The sequence below is a fragment of the Candidatus Hodarchaeum mangrovi genome, from assembly GCF_975850365.1.
Genome location: NZ_CDLCQJ010000118.1, coordinates 17,934 through 33,788, shown reverse-complemented (window position 1 = coordinate 33,788; position 15,855 = coordinate 17,934). Strand labels below are relative to the sequence as shown.

Genomic DNA, 15,855 nt, shown 5'->3' with positions numbered 1-15,855 from the left:
ACTTAATTTTCGTCAGTTAATACCTGGGCAATCTTTAAGCTATTTATCAATGTTTCAACTTTATATTTTGATTCAGCGAGTAATAAAAAGTCTTTTTTTATCGAAAGTACTGAAATTCTATCATTAAATACTTTAATTACTTCTTCAGGAGATTTATGAATGGCTAATTCTCTCCATTCAAGTAATAATGCAATTGAACGAGTAAAAAGGTCAATTGATTTTAATTCATCCCCTGTTTTGAGTACAATGAATGCAGCATAATGATAAGCATTACTTGCTCTCCTTAAACTTATTGCCGCGTTTAGAATTACTTTTTCTTGCTGGAAATTTTGTATCTGATCTTCAGGTAATGATTTTAACAATTCGTTCGCTTCTAAGAAAAATCTTGCTGCTTCTTCAAATTCTTCAAAGGTAAAATAATAATTAGCAATTTGGATGTGAACAGGGATTAAGTCTACTTCTGCAGCAGATGATTTTTTTAAGTTCTCTAGAGCAGATTTGAAAGCATTGAAAGCAGGAAGAGTTCTATTTTTTTTTCTCTCAATTTGTCCAATCTCAAAAAATATTGACCCTAATAGTCTGAATTTATGAATTCCTTCCTCCATTTTATTAACCAAACTCGTGGCTTGATTTAACAATCTTAAAGAACTTTCTAAATCATTTTTTACAGCTCTTGCACCTTCATATAATGATTTTGAAGCAGAAGTATAATCTTCAATCTCTATAAAAAGACGAGTTGATTCTTCAAGAAGCTCAATAGCTTTATTATATTCCCCTAAAGCAAAATAAGATGATGTTGCTAGAATTAAAGAGCTAGCAGCATTTTTTATCTTTCCATCAATTTTGAGTAGAAATTTGGCTACTTTTTCTCTTTGAGCTGCTGATCTTCTTAATAAACTTAAGGAATAGTCAATATTCTCTTTTTTTTCCGTTTCAGAGTGAATGAACAATTTACTGGCAAATGTAGCTGAATATTTTGCTGCATTTAAAGCGTCCAGTTCAGAAATAAGCTTAATTGCCTTTTCAAAACAGGAATATGCTTCTTCAAATCGATTTTGCTCGTGAAGAACTATACCCATGTCATAGTTTAGAGCTGCGGTATTACTCGAATCATTGATCCATAAAGATCCCGCTTGTAATAGTTCTATAGCCTTTTGATATTCTTGAAGGAGATAAGCACATCTTCCTGCCAACGCAGAACATTCTCCAGCCATTTCGAAAGTTCTTGCTCTAGCAAATGCATTTGATCCTTTTTCATATGCATCTTTTGCGTCGTGATAATTTCTTCCCTCAAAGAATATATGTCCTGCAAGCTTAAATGCCTCCCCCGCCTTGTTATCATTTACGTGCTCTAGTCTATTTGCTGCCTTTAAAGCGGTCCATAATTGATTACGGTCGTGTGTCTTTGTCCAAGCATGATAGGCTAAATCAACATCTTGAGTTGCACGAGGAATTGAATACTCAATATTGAGGTTGTTTTCATCTAATTTAGTATATTTCTTATCTTCATGAGTAGTAAAAGTCTCAATAAGTTTATTCCAAATTTCTTGAGAATTAAATTCATCTTCCTTAATTTTTAAAATATCAAGATAATTAAATATGAAGAGATCCAGATGTTCATGAAGATATTTTTCAGTCTCTTGTTCAAGGATGAAAGCTAAAAAGAATGGTCGTTCCTTTCCACGAAGGTTTTGATCTGGCCACGCATCAAAAGCTACTCTAGCTGTAACTCCATGTCCTAAGCTTAACATAGGAACGGAAAATTCTGTTCTTTGAGATTGACCATGTTGACCAAATACTGTAACTGATGCAAGATATATTTGAAGGGCGATAGACTCGGGATCAACAAGTTCAGTAGGAGGAAAAAGAGAAATTATTGACGGACCAGTAATATCATCCCATCTAACTGCGAGAATGCTCACACCTAAGTTTAAAGGATCAATCATTATTCTGTCTCTTCTATTTTCTTCAACTTTCTTAAATCTATAAGCTTCTTCTCTGAAATTGAATTTCTTTCTAATAAAAAGAGTTCCTCTTTTCCTGGAACAATAATTGTTGGTCCAACTGGAGTAAAAGATTCACTTCCTCTGATTCGCAAAATGATAAACGAATGATGTTCTTTTTTATCTAAAAAATTCCATTTGAGAATTTTTTGATTTTTTTCCTTTTTCAATGATGGCTTTAGATAAATAGGATCTACTAATTCTATATCAAATTCCGGTGGTATTCGATCAGTTAAGATGAATTTATTATCAGAAGAGTTCTTTATTGAATAATACCAAATATAATCATAAGTTATGGAGTCATGTAGAGGTTGAGAAATTTTTTCTATTTTGATTAAACCAGTATTAGTTATAATTTCCTCAATATAATGTCTTGTTATCGGTTTTTCCCGGAATTTATATAAAATTTGAAAGTTATCACCAGGATTAAATGTATTAAAAGTCCATCTAAATAATGTGGAATCATGAGTGGGAATTGTATATGGTTTGAGATTTTGAGATGACTTAAAATCAGTCACAATTAGTTCTGGAGGAATAACATCTTCTATTAAGATTTCATTATAGATTTTCCCCGTTGTATTCACAAAATCTAGGTTTGCTTGTAAATCTTGTTTTATAGAATGATAGGTCGTGATAACCGAGACTTGGGTTTCTCTTCTTAATAGAATTGATCTTTCTACTCTTTTTCTAAGGACATATTCTACTGCAAGCTTTGAACCAGGGTCGATTTTATCTGCTTTCCATGTAAAAACCATTCCAGTTTGCGTTGGTTCTTTTGTTTCTAGATTAAAGTCTGATTTTACATCAATAACCTGCCATTGAAATGGTATAGTATCCACAAGCTCAATATCAGCTAATTCTTCTTCATATTCGTTGATAAATTCAGTTCGTGCTGTATAATTTAGATCTAATATATCTGGTTCTGAAAAATCCATTAAAAATTGTTCATTCTCTTTTTCTAGCTCTATATTATCTTCATTGATAAGATCAACAATTTTTAATTCCTTATTTGTTCTTTTACCACGATTTAAAGTCGTAAAAGGTTCCGTTAATCGTGTTTCCCCTTTTTTATCTCTAAAAACTGCATTGGCTTGAAAATTTGTCTTTTTCTTCTGTCTTGTCGCTTTAGAAACAGCAGTCATAACATTAAAAGTATCTAACTTAGTTTTGCTTTCCTGTAATTGAGGAATTATATAGTCTTTTGTATCTTGAATGACTTCATCATTTTCATGAATTTCATCAAATTTTATAGATACAATTGTGTGTTCAGATTCAAGTGGGACGATATCAATGTCAAATACCTCTTCTTGCACCTCTTTTTCATCAGTTTTTTTTAGTTGATTATCTTGTGTTGTAGCAAATTTTCTCTCTATTGCATCTTGAGCAATACTGAATTGATGAAAGGAAGAAGTAAATCCATATTCTTTGCCTTTTTTGAGTAATAATTGAGCTGTATCGAAATCTTCAATCATTAAATATCTTAATATTGCCTTTCCATAACAGCTAGCTGCTTTTTCTAGATCATTAAGATCCATATGGAAATCGCCAGCCAAAGTTAAATATTGTCCAGCTTTTTTTCTGTTTCCAGAGCTATCAAAACAGCTAGCTGTTTCTTCCAAAATACTTGCGGCTAATTCTAAGTTATTTTTAGCTGCAGCTAATCCATTTTTTGCTAATTCGTCACATCTAGAATTTTTTAGCATTTAATTGACCAACGAATTATTCAATTAGCCGATATTTTGATTTAATTGTGAGAACTTCAGTGATTCTTGGTGTGTAGCTAGCCAGTGGATCACTATAATCATATTTTACTGATTGGTAGTGTCTTGAAAAAATAACCCAAGAGACACGTTTATTTTCACTTTCAATAAATCTTGAAAGTTTTTCAAATGCGTCTTTTCCATCTTCACCGAAATATAAATAACACATTTCTTTTATATCGTTTATAATTTCTTCTGATTGATTACGAGAATACTCACCAAGCCTTTCTAACAAATCTCCTTCCTTAGGATTAATTTTTTTACTTTTCAGAAGTTCAAGTATTATATTTGAATCTTCTAAGGAATTCTTAGCTTCAGCAAAGGAGATATTTATGAATGGCACTTAGGGAATCCTCATAAAAAATAACACTGGAAATTTATTAAATACCTAGCTAAACAAACATAAAACCGTAAATTCCTTTAATAATTGTAATGAGGTTATTAAGTGATTCAACGACCATTATGTCTTCAAAAATTACATTTTTTACTTTCAAGCTATACCAGAACTATTATTAATTTACCTAAAGGGTTTCAACGAGCCTCGGTTTTAGTACCTTTTTTTCTAAGAAATAAAGAATGGAAACTTATATTCATTCGTCGTACAGAAATCGTAACTAATCATAAAAACGAAATTTCTTTTCCAGGAGGACGATATGAACCCGATAAAGATAAAGATCTTGTTGATACGGCTTTAAGAGAAGCATTTGAAGAAATCGGAGTAAAAACAATCGACATTCTTGGGATAATTGATGATATTTTCACTATTAGTAAATATGTTGTAACTCCAGTGATAGGATTCATCCAAGCAAACGAAGAACTGGATCGAAAATGCTTTGATTTAGCAGAAACAAATTATGTTATAGAAGCACCTCTAAATGTTTTGAACCAACCTAAGTATTTCTCTTTTAAGGAAGTTACCTATAAAAACAGAATTAAATTTCATGTTCCATTCTTTAATTTCCAAGAAGAAATTATTTGGGGAGCTACTGGTAGAATATTAGTTAATTTATTTAATCTATTAAAGAAACTTGACATTGGATGCAAGATTAATCTAATGAAACATGATTCTTGGATATTAAGGGAAACCAATGACAAGTCTCTTTATTCAACATATCCTCTTGAATTAGAATAATGAAAAGGAAATTTAAATTACTTTAATTCCTCATAGATTTCTTTTATATTATCAAAGGTAACTTTTAGATTTCTTTCTTCCACTAAACTAAGAATTTTTTCAATCATTTCTCCTTTAGCCCCTAAAGAGGCAGCTAAGTTCCTTGCATGAAGTTTCATATGGCCTGTTTGTATTCCAACCGTAGCTAATGCTCTTAAAGCCCCAAAATTCTGTGCTAATCCAACAGCAGCCATTATTTCAGCCAATTCCAGAGCACCACCAGGAATGCTAAGGTTAAGGATTTTGAAGGAAATTTGAGCTATAGGATGAATACGAGCAACTCCTCCTACTAAACCTACAGCTAAAGGTAGCTCAATTGTACCAACAAGATCTCCCGTATTATTTTTTTCCCATGTTGTTAATGAAGAATATTTTTCAGGTATTTTTGTAGCTGCATAAGTATGTGCACCTGCTTCAATCGCTCTCCAATCTTGAGCTGTAGCAAGTGCAACCGCATCGATACCATTCATTATACCTTTATTGTGTGTTGCACAGCGATAAGGATCAGCTTCTGCAAACGCATAAGCTTTTAATATACCATCAACAACTTCCTCTCCACGAAATTCCTTTGTCGCTAGATCATCCTTTTTAAAAATTGCTCTTGCACGCACTATTCGTTTATCAGCAAGATTTGATATTATTCTTAGGAGAGCTTTTCCTCCTGTAATTTCCTGAGCTAAGATAGAAACTGATTCATTCATTGTATTAACTGCATTAGCTCCCATTGCATCACGTACATCAACTAACAGCTCTAGAATAACCATAGCTCCCTGTGGGGTATCTGGAAGAACTTTAACCATAATTCCTTTACAACCTCCTCCAAATTTCAAGAGAATAGGATCTTGTAGATTAGCTATCTCAATTATCTCTTTTTCCTTTTCTAGAAGCTTATTTCGTGCATTAAAAGGATCAGGAATATCTGTTAGTTGAATTTGACCAATCATTATAGGTGCGGTATTACTTGTAAAAAACCCACCGCTTTCTCTTGCCACTTTTGCACTATTTGAGGCAGCTGCCACTACAGAAGCTTCTTCAACCGCCATAGGAATTAAATAATCCTTTTTGTTAATTGTAAAGTTTGTTGCAATTCCTAAAGGGATTTGCATCACTCCAATTGTATTTTCAATATAATGACCATGTCCTGCTTTGTCTAGGATAGATGTAGAATCTTTAAGACATTGTAATTCGTCTGAACTCAGATTACATAGTTCCTTCATTAATTTTTGCCTTTCTTCTACATTTTTTTTAAAAAATCCTGTAATTCTTGAATTAATTTTTCTTTTATTCATCATTTATCCACCTAAATCAAAATCCTAGAATAAAATTATTCTTAATTGATTATAAAATCATAAAAGGATCACTCTTAATATTTCTTTTAGTTGAAAATTTCTTGAAATCGAGATTTTAAAATGATAAGATCTATCCTAATTACATAAACAGGTAGTTTATATACTTCTAATAGAATTCTAACTAGCTTGTTAGGTTAATTCCAATAAATGTGGAAGCAGGACTTGAAAAATAAATAGAATTCCCTTTAGGAATTGGTATAAAAAGATCATCAAGTTCAATGGTGGATGAGTTTTTTTGAATATATATCGCTAAAATTGGTGCTTGAGACTTGCAATCTAGAATTTTAGAATCCTTTGGTGCACAATAGAATGAAAGTTTTCCTCCTAAAGAAGCTGAGGACAGAATTAAATTAGTAAAAATAAGATCTTTTTCGCTTGGAGGTGAAAGTAGTTTTGCTTTTGAATCCAAAACTTCTTCAACATTATCAGAAGAGAAATATTGAACATCCTCAAATTCTTCAATCTCCTCTCTCTCCAAACTAATAGATTCTTTCTCCGCTTCTATAGTTTTTGATTTATTAATAGTATCAAATGGAATTTTCGTGGTTGACATTTGGGGGGTCTCTGGGGCTAATTTAGGGATTATAGACTCTGGAATAGTCTTTTTGCTTTTCATATCTTTTTCATCAATTACGTCAAATGAGGAAGTAGGAGTAACTTCTAATAGTGTATTCGCAGATAATAGACCTTTCTCAGATACTATATTAATAAATTCTAGAAATTTTGAGGTTTCATTCCCCTGATCTTCTGTAGATATTCTATGTGTTAAACCTTTTTCTAATCGCATTTGACGTGCAATTTGACTAGAAATAAATCGCTTACGGACATTTGATTTTGAACCAGTCCAAATAAATATCTGACGATCTTCTTCATCAAGAAAAATAATTACTTCGGTTTCTTTAAGATCTTTTGGAGACTTAAATTTTACTGGGATGTATTCCCCGTCTGGGGATGGCATAAAAGCATAAGCACGTTGTGAGTCCATTTATATCCCTACTTTTGAGGTTCATACAGTTTATTAAAAGGAAAACTACGTAGAATTTTTACAAAAAGACAATGAAATGTGTACTTATTTAAGGTTTGCAAATAAAAAGTCAAAATTCTGAAGAAATTTATAAAAAGAGCTATCCTATCAGATAATACAATTTATATTAAAAAATATGGTAAAAGAAGTTTGCTTAAAAAGTAGAAAACTTATGATACATGAATTAGAATTTAAACGATTAATACTTACTGTTATAATTTACCTTTTTGAATATTTTTCTGTCAAATACAATTTGATTTAGAAATTTTAAAATATAATAATTGTGATAATCATAAATAGGAAACAATAACATGGTAATTTAAACTATATAAATAAACTTTAAAAAATTGAAGAATTAAAGTGATAAATAGATAACCACTATTCTCTACAATGTTTATTGAGTATATGAAAGTTAAAAGAACCTTAAATCCTAAGCGGAGGTACCAAAGTGGCTATGGAGCGGCCTGCAAGAAGGAAATAAGTTTTATTTCCTTTTAGATAGCCGTATTACGTGCGTTCAAATCGCACCCTCCGCTCTCCTCTTTTCCACTAAATCTTGAAATTTTTTAAACTATATTTTTTTAAAAGAGTATTAAAAAGAGAGAACATATTGCATTTATGGAGTTTGAATTAATGTCTACTCAATTATTCGATGTAGTTGTTATCGATACAAATTTCTTCATTTCTTTGTTAAACGCTGGAGTTATTGAGTCGCTTCTTCCGAATTTGACTGATATTGCTAGTTCTGTGGGTATGACTGTGATGATTCCCGAAGAAATTCCGAAGTCAGATATTCCAGGGAAGTACAGAGAGCTTAGAACCTTGGTACCAAAGTATATCCAAATGGAACCAGTAAATCGTGATTCAAAGCTTTGGAAAAATACTGCAAGATATGCAATTCACGAAAGAATGGTTCGTGTGAATGAGGATCCTGCTGATATTGATATTGTAATACTCGCAAAGAAATTTAGTCTTCGAAATAACCATCGTGTGGCTTTAGTTTCTGATGATGAAGGTGTTGCACGTATCATCAAAGAAAATAAACAATTTAATTCAATTGAACATCTCTCTTGTGGATCTTTTGTTTCTGTTTTAGCTGCCTCTGTTTCTGATATTGGAATGCGAAAGATCCTAGATGATACAGTAGAGCGTGTGTTTAAAGCTTCTTGGAGTTATAAGAAAAAAACTCGTAGATATATTGATGTTGCCATGCTTATTGATGATCTTACCGATACAGCCCGATTTGTTAGGTCTGCAGCTCAAGTAGGAAGTGATACTGCGTCTTCTGGAATATTATCACCTAAAAAGGAACTTGAGATAATACAACCTGAAGATACCCTGATTATTGCCCAACAGCTTATAATAAAAGCACGGGAATCTCGTGATAAATTCAATCTTCAAGAAGCGGAGAATATGGTTTTAGAGATTCTATTAAAAAGCTCTGAACTTATTTATAAGATTGATGGACTAGAACAACGGGTAATTGTTGAACGTATGCTTCGATCTGAACTTTTTGAACATCACTCATGGTTACTTGATTTTAAGTTAACACATAATCAAATTATTGAAGCTTTGGTGCATGCTGAAGCTTGTCGTGTCTATATGAACTTTATATCGGTTGGAAAAGAAGCAATTGAAAATTTAATTTCATTGCAAGGGCTTTTATATTTATTACTTGGACGTTATGAGCAAGCTCTCAGTCTATTTAAAAGAGTACTACCACAAGATAATGAAATTTCGACTACACAGTTATTAGGACTTACTATATCTTTGATAGCTAATAAACAGCTCAACGAAGCATTTTTTCTGTTAAATAAACATCGAACTCATTTAGATGGCATGTTAATTTCAATGCATACCTATGCAAATGATTTATATTCACATGATCAACGTGAACTAGCCATAGAAATATTAAAATTTATTGTAAAGAATTATACAGACAGAGAGGAAATTGAAAGATCTATAAAAAGATTATTTATATTAACAAGGTTAAGAACAGATCTTGTTGATTTAGATCTTAAAGTTCAAAAGATCTTTAAACAAAAATTAAGAAAGGACTCCCAAGATAACACGAAGAGAGGAATTTCTACAGCCTTAAGAAATAATCTTCCAATAGAATTATCTCCTGCAGAGGACAAAGGACCAAATGAGGAGTTCAAGGGATTCTATCATATTTTAGATATTAAGGAAGTTCATGATCGTGATGAATTAAATGCAATAGTATGGAATGAAGGAAATAATTCTACTTGGAATTTAGTTTTAGATGCTGCTTATAAGCCAGCATTAGAAGAGAGTGTAAAGATCAAAATTACATCAGGTACAATTAAAGACATTAGACCTGCAAAAAAAGGTCAAATATTCAGAGGTACAATCATCTTTCATAATCCTGCAATTCAACCTGAAATGATCAAACCATGGTAAAAAAAAATTAAACCATAATAAAATTAACATTATACCATAATTTGTGAAGAGCCCTCACTTGTCTTGTTATTGCTGGATTTTTAAGAATAAATTCTTTCAATGTCGAAGAAATAGGACGTGAAAACTTATTTTTATCCATTATTAATGTGGAAATAAATTTTGGCTCAATTATTTCAAAGTACTTATTCCAAATTTTTAAATTAGGATTGGAGATAGAACTTACTTCTTTGGGATTTCTGTTAGGAATAAGTGGATTCCAGTCTTTCTTTTGATTTATAATCCCACGAAGACAAATTTTTGATAGTGAAGCGCCTACAATAACTTCCTTTGTTTGTGAGTGAAAAAGTTTAGCAATTGTAGCTGAACCAATCTTATTTAAGATATGGCCATCAAAATGAACCATGTCAGCTCCAATAACAGCGGTTTCTGCTAATTCTGAAAATTCATTTATTGAGAAATCAATACCTAGATGAGTTTTTCTATACCCAGCATTAGCTAGTGAATGAGCTGTTCTTTCTCCTTCTTTTAAAGGTCTCGATTCTAGGACGTATATTTCCTTATCATTAAAGCCATCTTTAGCTAACTGTAATAATGCTTTTATAACAGTAGAAGAGTGAGAAAATGTTAATATCGATTTTTTTTCTCTTAACTCCTCTACTAGACGATTAATTGTATTTATTTCACCAACCCGCATCTGTTCTTTCCGAGTTGCAAAAATCATTTCGATTGATGCTTTTGCGTTCCCTGATTTCAATCCTTCTGAATCTATTAGATCAACCAGTCTAATGTATATAGGTAGTAGAGCATTTTCGATAGTAGCCATGGGATGAGTATCTAGAAGGAGTTGAATAGCTGTTTTCAGTATTGATTCATCAAGTTGGGTTCCAATTCTTAGACATTCTCTTTTTAAGGCACGAAGGCTGTCCTCTGCGATTTGCGTTGCACCATTTTGAGTATCATTGTTGATGGTTTCAACTGATTTCATAAATATTTTAGATAACAAACTCTTAAGTTCCTTAAATATTTAATAATTATAATTCGTAAGTGTTATTTTTCATTTACAGTTTTATTAACTACTTTCTAACCAAGAAAGCTGTTCAATTATCAACCTATTGTTTAATACTAGTCAAATTGCCGATTTGATAATTCATATCCATTAAGATGGTAAGATTTTATGTGTTTTAACTATCGAGAATCGTATTTAGTATGAATTAATAAAAATCTTTTAGCAAGTTTTCCTAAATTGAGAGCTTCCTCTTCATTGAGATGATTTTTCGAGCTTATATCCTCAGGATTTGTAGCTTCTATAAAGGCATATTCTGCGTCTTTTACAAGATCGACTAAATTATTATTTATGCCTGTATCTCCTGTAAAAGCTAAATATTTAATTTTGTTGTGAAATATGGCATAACCATAGGTTGGTACTCTCGCTAAGAGGCCTTGGTTTACAATTGATCCATAGTGAACCATTGGATAAGATTTCACATAAATACTCCGGGAAATTCTTACTGTTTCATTGTTTTTAAGGGGACGATTTTTTAGCTTAAAAGGTAACGAATCCTTATAGATTGATGTAAATACATCTAATAAAGATTCCACCTCAATACTCTCACTGGGGTAGTAAACATTGATATTAGATGGTAATCCTAACATGCGTAAAAACCCTAAGAACGAAAATAATCCTCCACAATGATCATAGTGCCCATGACTAATAAAAATGTGCCACGATTGACTTTTTGAAAAATTAATTTCTGTTTTTAAGAGATCTCGTATAATTCCATCCCCAATATCTAGTAGAATAGTGTCTTTTTCGCTAGAAATTAAGATTTGGGTTGCAATACCAGCAGAAGAAAAAAGGAGCTGATGTTTCATTTTTATTACAATACCTAATCAGGGAATGTTTGCCATTCAAGGAGCTTTTGAATAAGTTCGCATCGAAGTGATATCTCATTGGCCATTGCCAACTCTGTATCAAATATATCTAGCATCCCTTGAATATTTAGGATACTCATTAGTATCATAAGAGCTAGATGAAAATTTAAAGGGATATAACCTGAGGGATAAAGCGAATTTAAAGATAGTTGCTCAAGTGCAAGAATTTCATTATAACCACTTAAAAATGATTTCATATTTGTAGTTAATCTGCTTAATGACTTATCTAATCGATACTGATCTACTGCCTCGACTGTAAAAAAATTCGCTATGTCTTCAAGTCGATCATGTTCACTATTAATATCTAAAAATTCAGGATCAATTATATATGTTTGAATCATTGGTTTTTGCCCAATTTTTACATCAAAGATTAGATTACCAGGATGAAAATCACCAAAACTAACTGATCCTGAATTTATGGAGTTCTTTTCCACCATGGGTATTTGTGAATTAAATATTTCCTTTATTTTTTGCCTTGTATAATCATCCACAGGGATTTCTTCAATACTTCTATTACTTAATAGTTTATATTTATCAAACCATGGTTTGGTGATCGATGTACTATGGAATGCTGATAAGCACTTACCCGCATATCGATATTTTTGAGGTTTTGGAATTTTAGAATCACGGAAATCGTCACCCTGAATACCCTCCATTATTACAACACTTCCTGAAAAAAAGATAACTGAAGCTGAAAATATCCCCAATTTCTTATATGGCATAATTCTCTTTTCTAAGAAATTAATTTTTTTTACTACAGTTGTTGCTTGGGAATTTTCTTCATATATTTTTACAGCAATACTAGCCTCGTCACTACCTAGATCTGACTCTAAGAGGACCTTAACTATATGAATACCTGTGGCACCTAATCGCTTTTCAACAGTAATATTACTAACTTCAATTTTAGAGGGTGCTCTTCCATGATATTTTGTTAAAACAGACACAAAATAATCGGAAAATCCTTCAATAATTCCCATTAATACTTTTTGAAGACGAGAATTACGTTCATCTTGCATAAAAATCTTCCTAAAAATAAGACCTTATGTTACTTCATAAATCTAATTCAATCAATCAATTGAAAAGTTTATGGATAATCTGTAATTAGTCTATTCAAAGCAAAATTAATGCATCAGGAGCAATAAAAAGCATGATTCTGTCTAATCAGGACATTATTACTGCTATAAAGGAAAAAGAAATATCAATAAATCCGTTTGATGAAAATGCAATTGGACCTTGTTCAGTAGATCTAAAACTAGGTAATACATTTTTGGTTTTTCGTCATGGAAGAATGTTTAGACCAAATGATCGAACAGCAATTCATAAAAATACTGAAATAATTCGAGTTGATGATGAACCTTTCGTATTATCTCCCAATCAGTTTGTTTTAGCCTCTACGTTAGAAAAAATATCAATTTCAAAGAAATATGCAGCAACATTAGAAGGAAAATCCTCCATAGCACGATTGGGTATAGTTGTCCAAGCAGCAGGATTAGTAAATCCAGGAACAGGACTAAATGACCCCACAACTTTAACTCTAGAAATCGCTCATCAAGCAAACTCTCCAGTAGAATTAATTCCAGGGATGCCAATAATTCAAATAATCTATCATCGTCTTTCTTCTCCTGCAACCGTTGGTTATGATGATCGACCTAAAAGTAGATATATTGGATTGAATGATCCTCAAATCTAGTTTTTCTTTAAAAACCGAGTGTAAATTATGAATAATGCAAAAACACAGATGATAAGAAGAAAGAAGAAGAATAATTCAGGATATTCTGGAATAGTAGATGTTTCCTTGAATTCACCTTCTACTAACCATGCAACTGAATTAAAAGCCAAGATACGATTAAACTCGGAATTTCCTCCATAAGCAAAGCTAGAAAATCCAATATTATCAAATATTAAATCAGTGGCAAATAATAAAATTCTTCCTCCCGATATTCCCTCGTGACTAATCAGTGTTGGTTTACCTTCCACATCTGCTATAATCTTGGTTTGATTCGAAGGTACAAGAACTTTCAAATAGTTACCTCGAAAGGGGAACTCTGTTATTTCTTTTGTAAATTTTTGTGGATTATTGATGATGGATTGTTGTACCCCATAAGACACCGTCTCGTCTATAGCTAGACCAAAATATGCTAAAAAAACATTAAATTCTGTTATATTATAATAATCTACAACCGAACTTAAGATTAAAATGCCTCCTCCAAGTTCAAAAAATTGGAGAATTGAGGTTAAAGAGGATTCAGTTAGAGAAAAATAGTCTTTTCCAGGATCTATAACCCAATCCATATAAATATCAGAAATTAAAGAGAATGGATTTGCTAAAACAAGAACATCATATTTAATTAATTCAGAAAGAGAAAATTCTCTGCTTAAATGCGGAATCACACAGTAATTGCTCTCTACTAAAAACTTAGTGAAAGAAGAATACATTCCTACTGTGTTTGAAGAATCTCCTTGTGTATCATACATTCCTGTACCATATCCGTGTCGTACTATACTATTAAGGCTCTCATCAAATAATATTCTAGCCAAAGGTTTTCTAATTTCAAATTGAACCTGTAATTTAGAGTTTCCAATATTAATAGTATCATTTATAAACCTAGGGACAGTATTATTCGGGATTGTGAAATTTATTGGAAGTAAAGAAGATCCATTAATTAGAATATTGTTTGGTTTTATTTTCACAAAATTCTGTAAGGGTTCTGATATTTCCAAGGCATATTCTGTCTTTCTACTGCTTATAATTGTTAGATTAAATTCTATTGAGCTTCCTGTAAACAAAACTTCATATGGGTCTATCGGTAAGCGTTTTGGATGAGCTATTATTAATTCTGGATAACTCTCTACTATTTTAGACGAATTTAAAACATTTAATGATTTTGTAAGATTTAAGAAACCTGCACCTCTCTTCCAAACAGGAGCATTCATTTCTTGGGCTCCTTCAAGGAGAGCAGCTTTCAAAGTCCCACTTGTATAGCTTATTCCATGATCTCGAAGATATTCAATTAGTAAAGCAGCTCCGCCTGCTACAACAGGTGCTGCAATTGATGTTCCTGATTTGGTTACATAACCCGAACCATCTCCATTAGGTCCTGGAATAGAAATTCCTGGTGCTGAAAGGTCTGGTTTTAATGAATAATCAACTTTGAATCCACTAGAAGAAAAACTTGCTATAGAGGTACCTGTTACATCACTTGCAGCAACTGATATGCATTCTAAGGCCGTTCCTGGATTATGGAGGGTTCCTCTATCTCCATACGAAGATCCTGAATTACCAGCAGAAACTGTGACTAATATATCATATGCCTCTGAGATAAAATTTATCACTTCATCCCTTATACCTCCAGGGAGGTTGTGATATTGTCCAATAGATAAATTTATAATGTCAATTGACTTATTAACCAAAAAATCAATCGCATCTAGTATTCCTGCAGTAGTTTCTTCTCCACCCCCCCCACCTGCTCCCAATACCGTTGGATTATGAATAATTTTTGCGCTATATATTTCTGCTTGGGGAGCAATACCTGTTGATGATCCTGCTGCAATCCCTGCGATTTGAGTACCATGTCCTGAAGTAAGATAATCATCAGAAACACTAGAAATATCTTGGGAATATCCATTTTCTTGTGAAACAAAAGAAGCTCTTTCTATAATTCTATTTCCAAATTCTGAATGATTTGTTACTCCTGAATCAATGATTCCTATTTTGACACCGAATCCTGTAAGCCCAATTTGATGAAGATATGAAGTACCTGTATAACTCCTTAGCTCAGGACTTGTTGCAGCTAAATTTGGGGGATAGGTTTCTTTTACACTAGCTAAAGACGTTCTTATTGCTTTATTTAACTCAATTTCTATTATTTCATCTTTAAAGGAGGTGAGGAAAGTTTCCATACTGGATTTTTCTTGAAAATTAATATAAATAGCTGGAAAAGTCTTGTATCGTTTAATGAGATTATTTTCATAATTTTTTAATCCTGGAACTTTTGTTTTAAAAAAAACTAAAAAGTTTGAATTTATAGGATAATTCCCATTGATGATTTTTGTGCTATTTTGGGAAGTTAAATACCCATTTCGTAAGTTTGTCTGCAAAGGAATGACTATGGTACATAAAAGGAAAATTAAGCTTAGAAAAAATATTTTTGATTTTAGAAAATTTAGATTAAACATTTTTTCGCCTCAAAAAGGA

The 15,855-nt window shown here is 32.0% G+C and carries 12 protein-coding genes and 1 tRNA gene; 4 read left to right on the top strand and 9 right to left on the bottom strand.

The features are described from left to right. Positions 1-2: 2 nt before the first annotated feature. Genes ACWVCY_RS11650 through ACWVCY_RS11640 form a run of 3 tightly spaced genes read right to left on the bottom strand, consistent with a single transcriptional unit; the run spans position 3 to position 4,106 of the window. Positions 3-1,946 (bottom strand): tetratricopeptide repeat protein, encoded by a 1,944-nt coding sequence (locus ACWVCY_RS11650; RefSeq protein WP_455142998.1) that lies wholly within the window; start codon positions 1,944-1,946, stop codon positions 3-5. Beyond that, entirely contained in the window at positions 1,946-3,706 is a 1,761-nt protein-coding gene (locus ACWVCY_RS11645; protein ID WP_455142997.1) for a hypothetical protein, read from the bottom strand. The genes ACWVCY_RS11650 and ACWVCY_RS11645 overlap by 1 nt, the downstream gene beginning before the upstream one ends. Positions 3,707-3,722: 16 nt before the next feature. Further along, a complete protein-coding gene (locus ACWVCY_RS11640) occupies positions 3,723-4,106 on the bottom strand; it encodes a hypothetical protein (protein ID WP_455142996.1) in 384 nt (127 codons plus the stop codon). Positions 4,107-4,208: 102 nt separating this feature from the next. Here ACWVCY_RS11640 and ACWVCY_RS11635 point away from each other — a divergent pair, with 102 nt between their 5' ends. After that, positions 4,209-4,895, top strand: a complete 687-nt coding sequence (locus tag ACWVCY_RS11635) for an NUDIX hydrolase (RefSeq protein ID WP_455142995.1) — start codon at positions 4,209-4,211, stop codon at positions 4,893-4,895. Between the two features lie 17 nt (positions 4,896-4,912). Here ACWVCY_RS11635 and ACWVCY_RS11630 read toward each other — a convergent pair whose 3' ends face one another. Together ACWVCY_RS11630 and ACWVCY_RS11625 are read right to left on the bottom strand one after the other, a co-directional pair. Continuing rightward, positions 4,913-6,223 carry a hydroxymethylglutaryl-CoA reductase, degradative gene (locus ACWVCY_RS11630; protein ID WP_455142994.1) on the bottom strand — a complete coding sequence of 437 codons (1,311 nt, stop codon included), beginning with the start codon at positions 6,221-6,223 and terminating at the stop codon, positions 4,913-4,915. A gap of 181 nt (positions 6,224-6,404) precedes the next feature. Then, complete coding sequence (locus ACWVCY_RS11625; RefSeq protein ID WP_455142993.1) at positions 6,405-7,268, bottom strand: hypothetical protein; 864 nt, start codon at positions 7,266-7,268, stop codon at positions 6,405-6,407. Positions 7,269-7,741: 473 nt separating this feature from the next. On the opposite strand from ACWVCY_RS11625, the gene ACWVCY_RS11620 reads away from it, so the two are divergent. Both ACWVCY_RS11620 and ACWVCY_RS11615 read left to right on the top strand, forming a co-directional pair. After that, positions 7,742-7,843 (top strand) — tRNA-Cys (locus ACWVCY_RS11620). Positions 7,844-7,940: 97 nt separating this feature from the next. Beyond that, positions 7,941-9,728 carry a hypothetical protein gene (locus ACWVCY_RS11615; RefSeq protein WP_455142992.1) on the top strand — a complete coding sequence of 596 codons (1,788 nt, stop codon included), beginning with the start codon at positions 7,941-7,943 and terminating at the stop codon, positions 9,726-9,728. Between the two features lie 7 nt (positions 9,729-9,735). On the opposite strand, the gene ACWVCY_RS11610 is transcribed toward ACWVCY_RS11615, so the two are convergent. The 3 genes from ACWVCY_RS11610 to ACWVCY_RS11600 all read right to left on the bottom strand — a co-directional run bounded on the left by ACWVCY_RS11610 (position 9,736) and on the right by ACWVCY_RS11600 (position 12,676). Beyond that, positions 9,736-10,713: a hypothetical protein gene (locus tag ACWVCY_RS11610; RefSeq protein WP_455142991.1), complete on the bottom strand. Its 978-nt coding sequence runs from the start codon at positions 10,711-10,713 to the stop codon at positions 9,736-9,738. 200 nt (positions 10,714-10,913) lie between these two features. Next, positions 10,914-11,600, bottom strand: coding sequence for an MBL fold metallo-hydrolase (locus ACWVCY_RS11605; protein ID WP_455142990.1), 687 nt, complete (start codon positions 11,598-11,600; stop codon positions 10,914-10,916). A 14-nt stretch (positions 11,601-11,614) separates the two neighbouring features. Next, a complete protein-coding gene (locus ACWVCY_RS11600) occupies positions 11,615-12,676 on the bottom strand; it encodes a hypothetical protein (protein ID WP_455142989.1) in 1,062 nt (353 codons plus the stop codon). A gap of 131 nt (positions 12,677-12,807) precedes the next feature. Between ACWVCY_RS11600 and dcd the strand changes: the two genes are divergently transcribed. After that, positions 12,808-13,350, top strand: coding sequence for a dCTP deaminase (gene dcd, locus ACWVCY_RS11595; RefSeq protein ID WP_455142988.1), 543 nt, complete (start codon positions 12,808-12,810; stop codon positions 13,348-13,350). On the opposite strand, the gene ACWVCY_RS11590 is transcribed toward dcd, so the two are convergent. Further along, positions 13,347-15,836 carry a S8 family peptidase gene (locus ACWVCY_RS11590; RefSeq protein ID WP_455142987.1) on the bottom strand — a complete coding sequence of 830 codons (2,490 nt, stop codon included), beginning with the start codon at positions 15,834-15,836 and terminating at the stop codon, positions 13,347-13,349. The genes dcd and ACWVCY_RS11590 overlap by 4 nt on opposite strands. Positions 15,837-15,855 lie beyond the last annotated feature (19 nt).